Source organism: Allomuricauda sp. ARW1Y1 (assembly GCF_013407935.1).
Taxonomy (GTDB): domain Bacteria; phylum Bacteroidota; class Bacteroidia; order Flavobacteriales; family Flavobacteriaceae; genus Flagellimonas.
Genome location: NZ_JACBZU010000003.1, coordinates 170,450 through 186,285, shown reverse-complemented (window position 1 = coordinate 186,285; position 15,836 = coordinate 170,450). Strand labels below are relative to the sequence as shown.

The 15,836-nt window shown below is 45.6% G+C and carries 10 protein-coding genes; 3 read left to right on the top strand and 7 right to left on the bottom strand.

Features of this window, described 5'->3' with window-relative positions; genetic code table 11:
- Positions 1-3: 3 nt before the first annotated feature.
- The 5 genes from GGE08_RS09790 to GGE08_RS09770 are packed head-to-tail and all read right to left on the bottom strand — an operon-like array spanning position 4 to position 8,096.
- Positions 4-1,374: an MBL fold metallo-hydrolase RNA specificity domain-containing protein gene (locus tag GGE08_RS09790; RefSeq protein WP_179384712.1), complete on the bottom strand. Its 1,371-nt coding sequence runs from the start codon at positions 1,372-1,374 to the stop codon at positions 4-6.
- A 7-nt stretch (positions 1,375-1,381) separates the two neighbouring features.
- Positions 1,382-2,224: an ATP cone domain-containing protein gene (locus tag GGE08_RS09785; protein WP_179384711.1), complete on the bottom strand. Its 843-nt coding sequence runs from the start codon at positions 2,222-2,224 to the stop codon at positions 1,382-1,384.
- Positions 2,225-2,281: 57 nt separating this feature from the next.
- Positions 2,282-5,428: an efflux RND transporter permease subunit gene (locus tag GGE08_RS09780; protein WP_179384710.1), complete on the bottom strand. Its 3,147-nt coding sequence runs from the start codon at positions 5,426-5,428 to the stop codon at positions 2,282-2,284.
- A gap of 12 nt (positions 5,429-5,440) precedes the next feature.
- Positions 5,441-6,649 carry an efflux RND transporter periplasmic adaptor subunit gene (locus GGE08_RS09775; protein WP_179384709.1) on the bottom strand — a complete coding sequence of 403 codons (1,209 nt, stop codon included), beginning with the start codon at positions 6,647-6,649 and terminating at the stop codon, positions 5,441-5,443.
- A complete protein-coding gene (locus tag GGE08_RS09770; RefSeq protein ID WP_179384708.1) occupies positions 6,639-8,096 on the bottom strand; it encodes an efflux transporter outer membrane subunit in 1,458 nt (485 codons plus the stop codon). Before GGE08_RS09770 ends, GGE08_RS09775 begins: the two co-directional genes overlap by 11 nt.
- Before the next feature lie 292 nt (positions 8,097-8,388).
- On the opposite strand from GGE08_RS09770, the gene GGE08_RS09765 reads away from it, so the two are divergent.
- Positions 8,389-9,465: a formylglycine-generating enzyme family protein gene (locus tag GGE08_RS09765; RefSeq protein WP_409553494.1), complete on the top strand. Its 1,077-nt coding sequence runs from the start codon at positions 8,389-8,391 to the stop codon at positions 9,463-9,465.
- A 146-nt stretch (positions 9,466-9,611) separates the two neighbouring features.
- Here the strand turns inward: GGE08_RS09765 and GGE08_RS09760 are convergent, their stop codons facing one another.
- Both GGE08_RS09760 and GGE08_RS09755 read right to left on the bottom strand, forming a co-directional pair.
- Positions 9,612-12,149: an ABC transporter permease gene (locus tag GGE08_RS09760; protein ID WP_179384707.1), complete on the bottom strand. Its 2,538-nt coding sequence runs from the start codon at positions 12,147-12,149 to the stop codon at positions 9,612-9,614.
- 1 nt (position 12,150) lies between these two features.
- On the bottom strand, positions 12,151-12,828 hold the full coding sequence (locus GGE08_RS09755) for an ABC transporter ATP-binding protein (protein ID WP_179384706.1): 678 nt from the start codon (positions 12,826-12,828) through the stop codon (positions 12,151-12,153).
- 42 nt (positions 12,829-12,870) lie between these two features.
- Here GGE08_RS09755 and GGE08_RS09750 point away from each other — a divergent pair, with 42 nt between their 5' ends.
- Positions 12,871-13,572: an arylesterase gene (locus GGE08_RS09750; RefSeq protein ID WP_179384705.1), complete on the top strand. Its 702-nt coding sequence runs from the start codon at positions 12,871-12,873 to the stop codon at positions 13,570-13,572.
- A 64-nt stretch (positions 13,573-13,636) separates the two neighbouring features.
- Positions 13,637-15,829, top strand: a complete 2,193-nt coding sequence (locus GGE08_RS09745; protein ID WP_179384704.1) for a PAS domain S-box protein — start codon at positions 13,637-13,639, stop codon at positions 15,827-15,829.
- Positions 15,830-15,836: the final 7 nt, after the last annotated feature.

The following is a 15,836-nucleotide window of genomic DNA, read 5'->3' as shown; positions in this document are numbered from 1 at the left end:
CTTTTAAAGCATAATCTCAACCATTTCGTGGAGTTTCGGAATATGACAGTCCCAGCCGTATGCTTGGTGAATCCTATCCTTATAAATGGTCATGGCCGAGGCTTCGCCATGGACCAAAAACACCTTTTCTGGAACGTTTTTTATGCTACCCATCCACGCCAACAGTTCCGATTGGTCCGCGTGGGCCGACAAGCTTTCCAAATGGTGGACCTTCGCTTTGATTGGAATGTATTTTCCGTAGATTTTTAATTCGGTTGCTCCTTCCAATAGCTTTCTTCCCCGTGTTTCCTCTGCTTGGAAACCAACCAGTAAAATAGTGGTGGACTCCTTATCTGCCAATTGTTTGATGTAGGTGAGCACCCGACCACCAGTGACCATACCGCTGCCCGCAATTACTATTTTGGGTCTTGGGTCGTCAATGGTTTCCCAGGTTTCCGCGTAAGAACTCACCACATTTATATGACGATACATATTTCGGTACTCCGAAGACGAAAGTTTATGCCACTCCGGAAATTGTCTAAAAACCTCCAACACATTGTTTCCCATGGGACTGTCCACAAAAATGGGAATGTTGGGAATCCGGTTTTTCTGGTACAATGTCCACAATTGATACATGAGGGATTGCAGCCGTTCCACAGCAAACGAAGGTATGATGAGGGTTCCTTTTTGGTAAAGCGTCTGTTCGATCAAATCCGTTAGTATGCCCTCCACATCCTCTTCGGGGTGCAGTCTATCCCCATAAGTGCTTTCAACGAACAAGTAATCTGCCCATTCGGGTTTTTTGGGCGGGTTGAGCAATAAATCTTGTTGCCGTCCCACATCTCCGGAGAACACAAACAACTTTCCGTGTAGGTTCAATTCCAAATAGCAAGAGCCAATGATATGTCCATTGTACAAAAACCTAACGGAACATTGATCTGACAAGTCGATGGTTTCCCCTTCGTCCACCTGTTCAAAAAGTTTCAGGGTGAGACCAACATCCGTTTTGGTATACAAGGGAAGCGCAGGGTCGTGCTTGCTGTAGGCTTCTTCATTTGCCTTTTTGGCTTCCTCCTCTTGAATTTTGGCACTGTCCTCCAATATAATCCGTGCAATTTCCAAAGTAGGTGCTGTTCCCAGTATCTTTCCCCTAAATCCTTGACGGACCAAAAGTGGCAAATAGCCGCAATGGTCCAAATGTCCGTGAGTTAACAATACATAATCCATTTCGGAGGGGTCTACGGGCAAGGGCCTCCAGTTTTGCTGGCGCAGTTCCTTTATGCCTTGGAACAGACCACAATCCACCAAAACCTTGATATCCTCTGAGTGCAGATAAAATTTGGAACCGGTAACGGTTCCTGATGCGCCCAAAAAATGTACTTGTACTGTTTTCATCGATTGGCTAGAGATTACACAAGGATTTCATTTCTTTCAGAATCCGTTGCTTTCGTCCGTTGGAAACACCTAAGTGATCCAGTAAGAATCCATTTTTGACCAATTCACGACAAAGGACAACATCCCGTTCCAACAAAAAGTGTTTCTCTCGATTGGAAAGTAAGGTGGAAACGGTAATCGGATATAGCCGTAGCCTATCTATCCGTTCCTTAAGACCGTCACCGTGAGGATAGTCCCAGCTCAACAGATACAGTCCAGCACACTTTCCATATTCAAGAGCATCCTGGCTGAACCGCGTGTTGGTGACCACCCAACCTTTGGTTGTGGTAAATGTCTTATCCTTATTACTTTCCAAGGGCGTCTTTACATCATTATATCTGGAGTTGATATAGAGCGGAACCTTTACATTACATTTGAGCCCGTCATCACTGTGGAATTTGCACTCGATTACATTTAGGATGTTATTTTTTGTGGCCAGAACATCGATTTCGTGGGACACACAGGTGCCTTGAACGATTTCCCCGACCTTCGTTTCAAAACCGGAATAATGCAGAATCCCGCTGATGAATTTTTCAAAGGGAAAACCCGTGGGCCCAAGTTCATAAATAGCTTTCTTCAGTTTGTATTTGGAGGCGTAAACCGACTCTTTTTTCTTCAATAGGGAAAAAGCACGGTTGTAGATTTCCCTTGTGGTAATGCCGTGATAGAGTTCATCCTGTACTTTTTGTACAATTTCTTCCACCATATCATTGGATGCACCGCTGAACTGCAATGAGTTTTTCAGCTTCTCCATAGAAAAATCTACCTTTTCCCCTGTTGATTTGGTGATATGAAACTGTTTGGTCGGCATACCACTAAAATACGCAACCTTTTTATTTCCAATCGGAGATTTTTTGAAAATGAAAAATCAGGATACAGCCGTTTCCGAAACATCCACTTTTTCAACGGTCTTTCCTTTTTGAATCGCCAAACGGGCATCTTCCAAAACCAAATAGAGACATGGTACAATGACCAAGATGATGGCCGTGGCAAAAACAATCCCGAAGCCTAAGGAAATGGCCATGGGAATGAGGTAAAACGCTTGGCTGGAAGTTTCCAAAATAATCGGTGCCAGTCCCCCAAAGGTGGTCATTGTAGTCAAAATGATGGGTCGGAACCTTCGTAATCCCGCTTCATGTATCGATTTATAAATCGGGTCGCCTTCCTTACGACGCTTGTTGGCGTAATCGATCATAATCAACGAGTCGTTTACTACAACCCCGGACAAGGCGATAACTCCCATCAAACTCACCAAGGAAAGGTCGTACCCCAACAAAATATGTCCGATAACGGCCCCTACAATCCCAAAGGGAATGGCTGTCATCACGATCAAGGGTTGCACATAGCTACTAAAGGCAATGGCCAACAAGGCATAAATCAACAACATGGCAATGGCAAAACCCGCCTTGAGCGTACTTGTACTTTCCCGCATGTCGGCTTGGCTTCCTTCAAAGGTCCATGTAATTCCTGGGAAATCGGCCCTGAGCTGGGGCAATGTTTCTTCCTGTACTTTGGCAATCACACGTCCCACGGCATTAGCGGGCTCGGTATCCATTCCCACATTCACCACCCTACGGCCATCCCTACGATTGATACTGGTGAAGGCTTCCCGTTGCTCTACCTCAACCACGTCCATTAAGGGAACTTCTACCCCATCCTGTGTCCGGACCAAAAAGTTTTCCAAATTTCGGATATCCTTGCGTTCTTCCATGGGCAGTTTCACACGGACTTCGATTTCGTCCATTCCGCGAAGTTGCCTCATGGCCAAGGCTCCAAAAAAGCCATCCCTAACCTGTCTTCCCACCTCGTTTGAGGTAAGGCCTAGGTTACGTCCTTGGGGTAAAAGCTTAAAATCGTATTGGAGCTTTCCTTTGTTGTAATTATCAGTAACATCGCGGGTGTTGGCAAAAGCATCCATTCGTTCCACGAAGGCTTCACTTGCCTTTTCCAGTACATTGATATCCGAATGACTGAGGTCGACACTAATAGCTTGTCTTGCCCCTCCCGGACCTCTTTCCGCTTCAAACGTAATCTGGTCCACCCCTTCAATGTCCCCAATATTGTCACGCCAAAGTGCAATAACCTCTCCTGCGGTGATATCCCTTTGGTCTGGGGGCAACATCACAATTTCCACATCGATAAAATTTTGTCCGCGAACGTTGGTCTTGATGCCTTCGGCAACTTCATACAAATTGTGTTCTTCGAACATGCGCTGGGTGGCATTGGAAATATCGTGGGCCACTTTTGCCGCTTGATCGGGCGTTGTTCCCACGGGCAAACGGACTCCTGCCTCAATTTCGTCGGCAGCCACCTCGGGCATTAAAATCATCCCCATGTGTCCGCTATAACCATATCCTCCCACAATCAATAATAAGGCTATGGCACTACAAAGGGTAATGTAGCGATGCTTTAAGCATTTGTCCAATAAAGGGCGATAACGTTTATCAATAAATTGGTTGAAGCTGTTAGCGAACGAGCCTTGCCATTTTTCCAATTTTTGCACCCATTTGTTCTTACTGGTGTCTTCTTTTAGGTGGGCCAAGTGTGAAGGTAAAATAAAGAGTGCCTCCAGTAATGAAACGGCCAAAATTACAATCACGACCACAGGTAGTGGTTGCCAAAACTTCCCGGTTTCTCCGGGCATAAACAATAAGGGAACAAAAGCTATTATGGTTGTTGTGATACTGAAAATCACTGGTTTGGAAACGTCTTTGGTGCCTGCAATGGCCGCTTTCATTGGGCTTAAGCCTTTTTTACGGTACTCATAAACGTTCTCTCCCACTACAATGGCATCATCCACCACAATTCCCAAAACCACCAAAAAGCCGAACATGGATATCATATTGACACTTATTCCAAGCATGGGAAGGAATATCATTCCACCTATAAAGGAAACTGTCATGCCCATCATCACCCAAAAAGCCAATCGGTATTCCAAGAAAAGGGTCAAAATCAGCAAAACAATGATAATGGCCAGCACCCCATTTTCGGTGAGCAAGGATAATCGCTCCCGATAATCGGAGGCGCGGTTGCTATCCGTTCGGAACTTTATGCCCGGTGGCAATTGATAATCTTTCAAAATGCCCAGAACGGCATCCTCGATTTCCAGGGGGGATTGATCGCCAATCCTAAAAATTTGGAGTTCTACGTAGTTCTGTTGGTTAAATTGACCATGAAAGCCGGTCTCTTCAAATCCATCGGTAATGGTTGCAATGTCCTTTAAACTTACCTTGGCTCCAGAGGGTGCCGAAACTATAGTGATATTTCCGTATTCGTCCGCCCATTGTTTGCGTTCCTTCATCCTCAGGAGAATTTCCCCACTTTGGGTCTGGACGGCCCCGGCAGGAACATCGTTGCTACTTTGACGGATAATGTCGGCCACTTGGCCAAGGGTAAGGTTGTATTTTTGTAGGTTGTTCCGTGTGATTTCTATCCGTGTCTCATAATCGGGCACATTATTGAGTTCCACCTGGGTAATGGAAGGATCGTTGAGCAGCAGAGTACGTAAACGTTCGGCCAGTACTCGGAGTGTCCAAATATCCGCATCACCGTAAAGCCCTATTTGGATGACATCCCTTTGTCTAGACCTCAGACTAACCTCTGGACGTTCTATATCATCTGGAAAGGTACGGATTCGGTTAATGGCTTGATCTATGTCCTGAAAAGCCTTCATGCGTTCGGAGCCAGCAACCAATTCAATACTGATCTGCCCTGAACCTTCACTTGCTTCCGAAACAATTTCCTTGATACCCTGAACACTTCGTACCGCCTCTTCCACCGGTTGCAGCACCCCTTGCTCCACTTCTGCGGGAGAAGCCCCGGGGTAGGCAACGGATACATCCACAAAATCCAGTTGAAATTCGGGAAACACCTCCTTTTGAATGGTGTACATGGTGAAAATACCGCCACCAAGGAGTATCAACATCAAGAGATTGGTGGCAATGGAATTCCTTGCCATATAACCAATGGCGCCTTCCTTGCGCACCTTTCGATTCTTTTTCTTTTCTTCTTCCATCACATCAATTCTTTAATCATTGCTTCCCGTAGTGCTTTCTTCCGACCTCGTCCGAAGTTCGATTCCATTGGAAACCGTGCTAAGATTGGTGGTTACCACCATGTCCCCCTGTTCCAAACCTGACCTCACGTAAGCATAGCGATTATCCGTTAGGATGATATCCAACTCGCGTATCTCCAAAAGACTGTCCTTCATCACCCAAGCTGTTTGATTGCTTCGGACCAGATCCCTGTCGAGCCTCACCACATCGGGAATGGAATCTGCCTGAATGTTCACTTCCACAAAGGTTCCTATCATTAATTTTGGGGCACCTTCAAGTTCTTCAGACGTTGCCAACGGGTCGTCTACCCTGACCAGAACCCTAGCTAGTCGTGTTTGTGCATCCAAAGCACCTATTTGCCTATCCAAATACCCCTCCCTATGCGAATCCTTTGGCCAAGCGGTAGGATTTTCGATATGAACCATTGAGCCTTTGTCATTGGTGGATTCCGGAAATCGAAGCCATTGCAATCTGGAAATGGGCACAGTTGCCGTAACCCAGTAACTATCGGTCCCTACGATCCTTCCCAAAGCATCACCCTGGGCCACTTGCGAACCTATGGTCACATTTTGACTTAGGATATGGGCATCAAAGGGTGCTCGTATAGTTGTTCTTTCCAAATTCAATTGGGCTTGATTTACCGAAGCTTTCGCAGCTTCGATAGTAGCCTTTACGGCATTTAATTGCGGTTTGCGCAGTACCAACTGGGTTTCATCCTCCGAGAGTGGATTACTCCCAAATAGCGAGTCCCTTGTAATGAGCTGTAGGTCTTGTTCAGCGATTTGCTGCCTCCCCATTTCGGTGGCCAAGGTGGTTTCCGATTGCAATAGTTCACTTTTCCTGAGTTCCAAAGTATTTCGGTAATCCGATGGGTCTATTTGTAGTAGGACCTCGCCTTTTTTTACAAATCCGCCCGGTGTGAATGCCGGGTCTCTGCGGATAATCTGGCCGGATACCAAGGGGCTTAGGGTAACATCTTCCACAGGCTGAACCGTACCCGTGGCCACTATGGTCGGGGCATAGGTCCCCTTTTCGGCTTCCACGACATCGACCAAGATGGCAGTTTCAATGCTGGCTCCTTCACTTTGTGCTTCAGGCTCGGTGGAAAAAATGAGTACGGTAATCAAGATTCCCCCGACCAAAATGGCCAAACATATCAAAATCAGTTTTTTACTGCTCATAGAATTCGTTTAGTTTACTGTTTCCGTCATCCAAGGTCCTTCCCGTTTCAAATCCCCCAGCTAGGGCACGGTGAAGCGCTATTCTGGTTTGTACGTGCTGCAATCGGGCCGCTACATAATCCCTTCGCAGTTGTTGTTCTTGGTCCAATCCCAAAAGCACATCCAAATAAGGACTGAAACCGTTCAAGAACTCGACCCGTAGCTGTTTGTTACTTTTTTCGGCCAGTTCCAATTGGCGTGCGATATTTTCCAATCGTTCGGTTTGTTTCACATCCTGTACCAAGGCATCTTCCACCTCCCTAAAAGCCACTAGTGTAGCTTGCCCGTATTCATACAATCGTTGTTGTTTAATGGCTGTGGCCCTATCTGCCTCGGCCTTTAGACGTCCGCCATAAAAAAGGGGTGCCAGAATGTTTCCAGTTAAGGAATAGGCCCAATTGTCGAAGAGGTTTTCAAAATTATTGGAACGAAACTGTCCCCGCCCACTTAATGAAATCCGTGGATATTTGCTTTGCACTGCTGACGCCATATCCCTATCGGCGGCCAACAGCAGTGCGAAGGATTGTCGCAAATCGGGCCTGCGACGTACCAAATCCAATGGTAGGCCGGTGTCTGGAAGTTCCTGAATTTCGGGTAAGTTGGCTGCCTCCATAGGCAGTACACCTTGTGGCTGCTTGCCCAACAGCACTGCCAGTTGATTCTCCAAAAGGGCGACGTTGGTTTCAAAAATAATCTGTTGTTCCTTGGTGCTTTCCAAGAGCTGGGCCTGTCTTAAAATATCCACAGCCCTAATCTGTCCGCCCACAAAACGTGAGCGAATCAATTTGATTATAGCCTCATTGGTCTTGATCTGGTCTTTGGTAATTTGAAGTTGTTTCTTGGCGGCGAGCAACTGGTACCAAGTGATCGCTATTTCGGCGGAAAGGGACAAGGCTATGGCCTGATAATCAAAAAAGCTGGCCTCCGATCTAAATTTTTCCGCGTTGACCGCTGTTCCGATTCTTCCCCACACATCCAACTCGTAACTGGATAAGAAACCCAATTGCGTATTCTCACCACCAACGAAGTCAGGTTCGGGCAATGTTCGGGCTGTTTGTGCAGAAGCTTCAATCGCCGGCCACTTATTGGAAGCTTGTGTGCGTATGACCGCCCTTGATGCCACAAACTGTTGCCACGTAGCTGCCAAGTTCAAATTGGACTGCATTGCACTATCGATAAGCGCATTCAATTGCTCGTCCTGAAAGGTTTCCCACCATTTTTCGTTGATTAGGGTATCCTTTCCCGTTACACTGAATTCCTCAAATTCGTCCAAAGGAGGGGCAAGATTGGAGTACCTTGGGGAACAATGAGTGGTGATAAGACCCAGTAAGGATAGGAGTGATAGGACGAAAAAAGTTCGCACATAACCTTTCCTTGGAAATTTCCCCAAAATCCTAGTCTTTTTCATAGCGTCTGTTAACGTACTGCAGTTATAAGCAACCAAGTACTTTTATAAGTAAATGAATTTCAATAAGTTTTGAAAAAAAAATATGTCAACAACAGAAGCCACCCCTCGAACAACAACTTTTGTCCCAATAAAAAGCGGGAGGGATTATTTGAAATGAAAGTTGCCAATGGCAGTTCTGTATCAAATGGTTTACAAATCCCGTCATAGTCCGCTGATTGACCTAGTCGGGATAATCATGAACATTCAGGGATATTGATGCTGTACTTTTTTTAATTTTATGGTCTCATAAAAAATCCTTGCTTTGAAACCGATAGTCTATTTTCTATTCCTAATTGTACTTTTCAGTTGTAAATCCAAGACCAACAAGTCCGAAGCATCAGAAAATGGAGTTGAGTCCCATAACGCCCTGCAATCAGAAAAAGCCCCGGAAGGAATGGTATGGATTCCAGGAGGTGAATTTCTGCAGGGAGCGGTCCCCAACGACAATATGGCCATGTTCCATGAAAAACCAGCGCACAAAGTACATGTAGATGGCTTTTACATGGACAAGCACGAAGTAACCAATGCGCAGTTTGCCAAATTTGTGAAGGAAACCGGTTATGTTACCGTAGCCGAAAGAGCGTTGGATTGGGAAGCATTGAAAAAGCAATTGCCTGCCGGTACAGAAAAACCCCATGACTCCATTCTTCAACCTGGCTCGTTGGTATTCAAAAAAGCAAAAAGCAGCGTTCCCAACCTGTATGACTACTCCCAATGGTGGGAATGGAGAATCGGTGCCAATTGGAAACATCCCCACGGACCTGGAAGCAGCATTGAAGGGAAGGAAGATCATCCCGTGGTGCATATCGCGTTTGAGGATGCCCAAGCGTATTGTGAATGGGCGGGCCGCAGACTTCCCACCGAAGCAGAATGGGAATTTGCGGCTCGTGGCAACCAGATGGGAAGTTTATTTTTCTGGGGGGATGACATGGAACAATTAAGCGCCCATGCCAACTCATGGGAAGGGGAATTCCCCGTAGAAAATACGATGGAAGATGGATATGAGCGTAGCGCTCCCGTGATGAGCTATCCCAAAAATGGCTATGGCCTTTACGATATGGCAGGCAATGTGTGGGAATGGACCAGCGACTGGTACAACACCAATTACTATCAACAATTGGCCTTGAGCGGCAAGGTTGCCCAAAATCCAAAGGGTGCGAAGAGGGCTTTCAATCCCGGGAACCCAAGGGCAAGGGAACGCGTCATCAAAGGGGGGTCGTTTCTATGCAGTGCTTCCTACTGTGCCAGTTATCGCATTTCCGCACGGATGAACACCAGCCCCGATTCGGGAATGGAACATTTGGGGTTCAGGACCGTACTTTCAGAATAAGAAAATTGGAAAAGGTTGTCTAAAAAACAGTACTATTTGAACCTAGTCAGGTTGAGCGCGGTCTAAACCCCTTTTGTTATCAACATGCTTTCAGTTATCAACTGCGCTCGAACTGACAGATAAACTGATTTTTGGACAGTCCTTTTTTATTCTTTCTCCTTTTTCAGTACAGCCAATGGGGAATTTCTCACAATCCCAATACTATTGGTCACACCCAGGGTAAAAACCAGGAGTGTTATCGCAGGTAAAATTATGAAAAACGGCACCGCAGAAGGTGCAAAAGCGGTTTCAAAAAGTAGCCATGCCAGTAGTGAACTGGCCAAAACCGCCAATACCACCCCCATAAAGGCACCCAAAAAGCCTAAAATGGTATACTCGATAGCGATCATTTTTAGGATTTGTGCACTTTTTGCGCCCAAAGTCCTTAGCAGCGCACCTTGTTTTACCCTTTGATGCTTACTGCTATAAATAGCTCCCATCAATACAGCAACCCCGACAAAAATGCTGAAGAAAGCCATAAAATTGATAATCCATCCGATTTTCCCCAAGATGTCTTCCAGCAGGGCGAGAATCCGTTTAAGGTCTAAAATGGAAACATTGGGAAAATCGCGTACCAATTGTTGTTGAAGGCTTGCCGAACTTTCATCATCCGATGTTCGCAGTGTCATGACCCCAAATTGAGGGGCATTCTCAAGCACTCCCGATGGAAAAACAACGGAAAAATTGGGCTGCAGTCTACTCCAATCCACTTCGCGTATGCTCTGCACCGTGGTCTCCATAATCCGACCCTGTACATTAAAAGCGACCGGGTCTCCAATGTTTACTTTTGCCATGTTGGCAAAGTCACTGCTTACGGAAATCGGGATTTCGGCATTGGATCCCGCTTGTTTTACCCATTCCCCTGCCATAATCCTTTCCGAGCCGATAAGACTATCGCGATAGGTCACCCTGAATTCATGGTTCAATATCCACCTGCCCACTTGTGAGGTGGAATCTTTTCGAATGTCCTCCACATGTCGGCCGTTCAAGGTCTCCACCCGCATGGTAACAATAGGAATCTTGTCAATTACCGGCATTCCTGCGGATTCCACCGTTTGTGCAATGGCTTCCACTTGTTGCTTTTGAATGTCCATTAGAATCATATTGGCACTATTGGCACTATCCTCAATGGCCGCTTTCTCCAACAACATATCCTTTGTAAAATACAGGGTGCTGATCAAAAATGTACCTATCCCAATCGATAGAACCAATACCAAGGTTTGATTTTGTGGGCGAAATAGATTCTTTAGGCTTTGACGGGCGATAAAACTCCATGAATAGGGGAAAAATCGTTTTAACAAGGCCATAAAAAAACGGGCCACAGCGGTCAAAATCAAAAATACGACCAGCAGACCGGCCACAAAGAGTAAAGACCTCACCAAATCGCCTAGCAACCAATAGGAAAAACCACAGATAAAGAGTAAAATGCCCATTCCTACGGCGGCAGTGGCCCTTTTGGAATTGGACCTTGGTTCCTGTACCACCCGAAGCGCTTGCAATGGTGACACGTAGAGTGTTTTCATTAGGGGGTAAAGGGCAAACAAAACGGACATGGCCACCCCAAGTAAAAGACCCAGCAACATGCTTTGCATCGAGAAAGTGATATCCACATCCACGGGCAAGAGGTCACCCAACAGTACAGGAAAAAGCTGTTGAAGGAGATACCCCAAGACAGTTCCCAACAAACCACCAATGATGCCCATGCAGGCTATCTGGATAAAAAATATCAAATAACTCTGTCGCTTGGAAGCCCCCAAACATTTAAGCACGGCAATGGATCTTATTTTCATCCGGACGTAAATGCCCATTCCGCTGGCGATGCCCACACAGCCCAACAAAAGCGCAATAAACCCAACAAGATTTAGGAATTTAGCGAAATTTTCATACCGTCTGCCCAATCTTCTCGCTTCGGAGAGATGCGTATCCAAATCTGCTTCTTCCAAATCCAAGACAGGTTCCACCTCCTTGCTCAACAAGGCCATATCCTGACCTTCATCAGCCTCAAAATAATACTTGTATTCGATTCGGCTTCCAGTCTGCACTAATCCGGTCATTTCGATATATCGATAAGGAATGAGGACAGGAGGAGCAATGGCGCCGAAAACTGAAGTGCTACCGGGCACATTCTCCAACGCGCCGGAAATAGGCAGGGTCACGGCCCCCAATTTGATACTATCCCCTTCTTGTAGTTGGAGTTGTAGCATGGTAGTAGCATCCACCAGTACACCACCTTTTTTGAAAGTCTCGCTTGCGGAAGATGGTTCGGTCTCCAAATCCCCGTAAAAAGGGAAACCTCCTTCTACGCCCCTAACTTCCATGAGTTTGGTGCCATTGCTTGCGGGGAAAGCAGCCATGGAAAGGAAGTTGATTTCCCTTGCATCGGCACCTCCAAGGGAATCCATGATTCCCATCACCTTATCATTGACGGGCTTATCACTTTCAATAACAAAATCCGCCCCCAAAAGGGATTTCGATTGCAGGGCAATGTTCTCCCGCAATACCCGGCTAAATGAATGCACACTTACCACAGCGGCCACGCCCAAGGTAATGGAGAAAACAAATAACAAAAGTTTACCATAGCTCGACCGACCATCGCGCCAGGCCATTTTGAGCAACCAAGAAAATCCAGCGTTGTTCTTTCCCATACTACCCTACGGTTTCCTCGATTTTGCCCGATCTAAGGCGAATACTTTTATCCGTTTTTTTGGCCAACTCCAAGTCATGGGTCACAATTACGAGTGCTGTACCCTGCTCCTTGTTAAGCTCGAAAAGCAGGTCCTCTATCCGAGTTCCTGTGTCGTCATCAAGATTTCCAGTAGGCTCATCGGCGAACAAAATGGATGGACGGTTGGCGAAAGCACGTGCCAGGGCGACCCTTTGCTGCTCCCCTCCGGATAATTGTGACGGATAATGCCCTTCCCTCTCCTGAAGTCCCACTTTGGCCAATAGTTCCTTTCCTTGTTCCTTGGCTTTTTTTACCCCGCGCAGTTCCAAAGGAACAACAACGTTCTCAAGAGCGGTGAGGGTGGGTAGCAATTGAAAGTCCTGAAAAACAAACCCCACATTTTGGTTTCTTAACAATGCCCTTCCGTCTTCATCCAAATCGAACAAATTGGAACCGCAGAGCCAAACCTCGCCCTGATCTGTAGTGTCCAGTCCGGCACACAGGCCCAACAATGTGGTTTTTCCACTACCTGAAGGACCTACAATGGCAAAACTTTGGCCCTTATCCACCTCAAAAGAAACATTATTGAGTACATTTAAGTCATGATCCCCACTTTTATATGTTTTAGAGAGGTTTTGAACTTTTAATATCTTTGACATACCATGTTTTTGGTTAAAACTCTCAAAATACTAAAATTGCCCATGACCAAGAAAATCCGAAGCTTCCGCAGTCCGTTAATGTTTTGTTATTTTTTGATCTTACTAGTTTCTGGCTGTGGTGAAAAGAGTTCCAAAAAAGAAAAACAGGAATCGGTTCCAGCAGAAGAAACGGTAGTTACCGAAACAGCCGATTCCGATAAAAAAATACTCTTTTTTGGCGATAGTTTAACCGCTGGCTACGGTCTAGAAATGGGTGAGGCTTTTCCGTCGGTCATCCAACAAAAAATTGATTCTTTGGGGCTGAATTACTCCGTGATCAATGCTGGGCTCAGTGGCGAGACCACCGCTAGCGGCAAAAATCGATTGGATTGGGTGTTGGAAGAGGACATTGATATCGTTATCATCGAATTGGGTGCCAACGACGGTTTGAGAGGGATTCCATTGACCGAAACAGCTTCCAATCTTCAAGCAATGGTGGACCAAGTACAGAAAGAGCTGCCCAATGCCAAGATTATATTGGCCGGTATGAAGATTCCTCCCAATATGGGTCCAGAGTATACCGCTGAATTTGAGAATATTTTTCCAAATTTGGCAGCACGTGAACAAATAGCAATTATTCCCTTTTTATTGGAAGGTGTTGCGGGCATTCCCGAGCTGAATCAGGCTGACGGCATACATCCAACCGAAAAAGGGCAAAAACTGGTCGCTGAAAACGTTTGGAAAGTGCTAAAACCCATGCTTTAAGGTAGAAATAGGGAATAATAACGTACTTTTGGGGTTTAGTATTTTGGATTTAACCTAGCCCCAGATGACCTCAACTGAATCCATCCTTCACAATGCTGCACTTCCCTTTGCCATTTTGGATGAGAACAAGTCTTTCTTGGACTTCTCCAAAACCTGGCTGGACCAATTTGGCCTAACAGATGATATTGAAGGGAAAAGTTTCTTTTCGTTAATGCCCGAGCTTCCGGACGAATTGGAATTGGATATTGACTACTGCTTGGAGGGAATCGAAAAGAGATCGGACACTAAGCGTAAAGTCCTGAAAAATGGGGATTATGTGTGGTACGATTGGAAAATCAACAATATTTCGTGCAAAAATGACTCCTCCACTTGCATTCTCATCATTTTGGAGGATGTGACCCATAGACGAAGGGAAGAAGACCTGATGATGCGGTCCCAAGAGGTGGCAAGAATAGGAGGATGGGAAGTCGACTTTGTAAGGAACACGATTTATTGGTCCAAAATCACTAAGGAAATCCACGAAGTTCCCCAGGATTACGTCCCCGATCTGGATAAGGGCATCTCCTTTTATAAAGAAGGACATAGCCGTGAAACAATCAGTAAATTGGTCCAAGAATGCCGGGAAAAGGGTAAATCTTGGGATACCGAACTTCAAATTGTGACCGCAAAAGGAAAGGAAGTTTGGGTAAGAGCGATTGGGGAACCAGAATTGTTGGACGGAAAATGCGTGCGCATCGTTGGCACCTTTCAAGATATTGACAGACGTAAAAAAACCGAACTTGAGTTCAAAAAGTTAAGCGATAGATTATCCATAGCCACAAAAACGGCGGGTATTGGAATTTGGGAGTTTGACATCCCAAACAACCAGTTATTTTGGGACGATAACATGTATCGACTATATGGCATCAAGAAAAATGATTTTAAAGGCGTATACGAAGCATGGGAAGCTTGTGTTCACCCGGATGATGGCGAAATTACTGCCTTAGAGGTCAATGATGCAATTGCAGGTATCCGAAACTTTGATACGATTTTCAGGGTTCGATGGCCCAACGGAGAAGCCCGCTGGATCCGGGCAGAGGCCACTGTTATTCGGGACAAGGACGGAAATCCTTCGAAAATGATCGGAATTAATGAAGATATCACCGCCTTAAAGGTCACCCAACTACAATTACTTAAAAGCGAGGAATCCCTTCAGTCCACTTTGGAAAACTCTTCTGTTGGGATGGCACTGGTAGCGACGAACGGTAAGTTTATCAACGTCAATCAAAGCTTATGCAAAAGTATCGGGTACCGCAAGGACGCTCTCCTCAACATGCGGTTCCAAGATATAACACATCCCGATGATTTGGAGAACGACCTTTCCCTCCTAAAGGAACTCATCCATGGAAAGCGCAGTACTTATCAAATTGAAAAGAAATATATCCATAAAAATGGAAACTTCGTCCATACCATACTTACCGTGACCGCAGCACGCGGCATTGATGGGGACATCACGCATTTCATCTCACAAATCGTTGATATTTCGGAACGAATCAAGGCCGAAGATAAATTAAAGGGGCTTTTGGAACTTTCGTCCAACCAGAACAATAGCCTATTGAACTTTGCACATATCGTGTCACATAACCTAAGGTCACATGCCGCTAACCTGACGATGATCAATGGCTTTTTGAACGACGAAACCTTGGGCGAAAGTGAGCGATCGGACAGTTTGACCATGTTGGGCAGAGCGACCAGTGGGCTCAATGAAACAATTTCGCATCTCAACGAAGTGGTGCAGGTAAAATTAAGGACCGATGAAAATCTAAAGTCCGTACACCTCAACTACATCGTCCAAAAAGTGCTGATGGATCTACAGGCCATTATAGATAAGGACAATATCCGAATCGAGGTGGATGTACCCAAAGAATTACAGGTCAAAGGGGTGCTGGCTTATTTGGAGAGCGTTGTGCTCAACCTTGTTTCCAATGCCATCAAATATCGTGATCCAAAAAAGAAAGATAACTTCGTATCCATTACAGCTTTTGAGAAGGGACAAACCATTATGTTGAAGGTAGCTGACAATGGTTTGGGCATAGATTTGGAAAAACATGGCCAAAAACTATTTGGGATGTACAAAGTTTTCCACGGGAATAAGGATGCCCGAGGTATAGGTTTGTTCATAACCAAGAACCAAATCGAGTCGATGGGAGGCAGCATTTCTGTGGAAAGCATCCCTTTAAAAGGTACAACGTTTTGCGTGACTTTTGTGAAAGATTGAGCCTTTA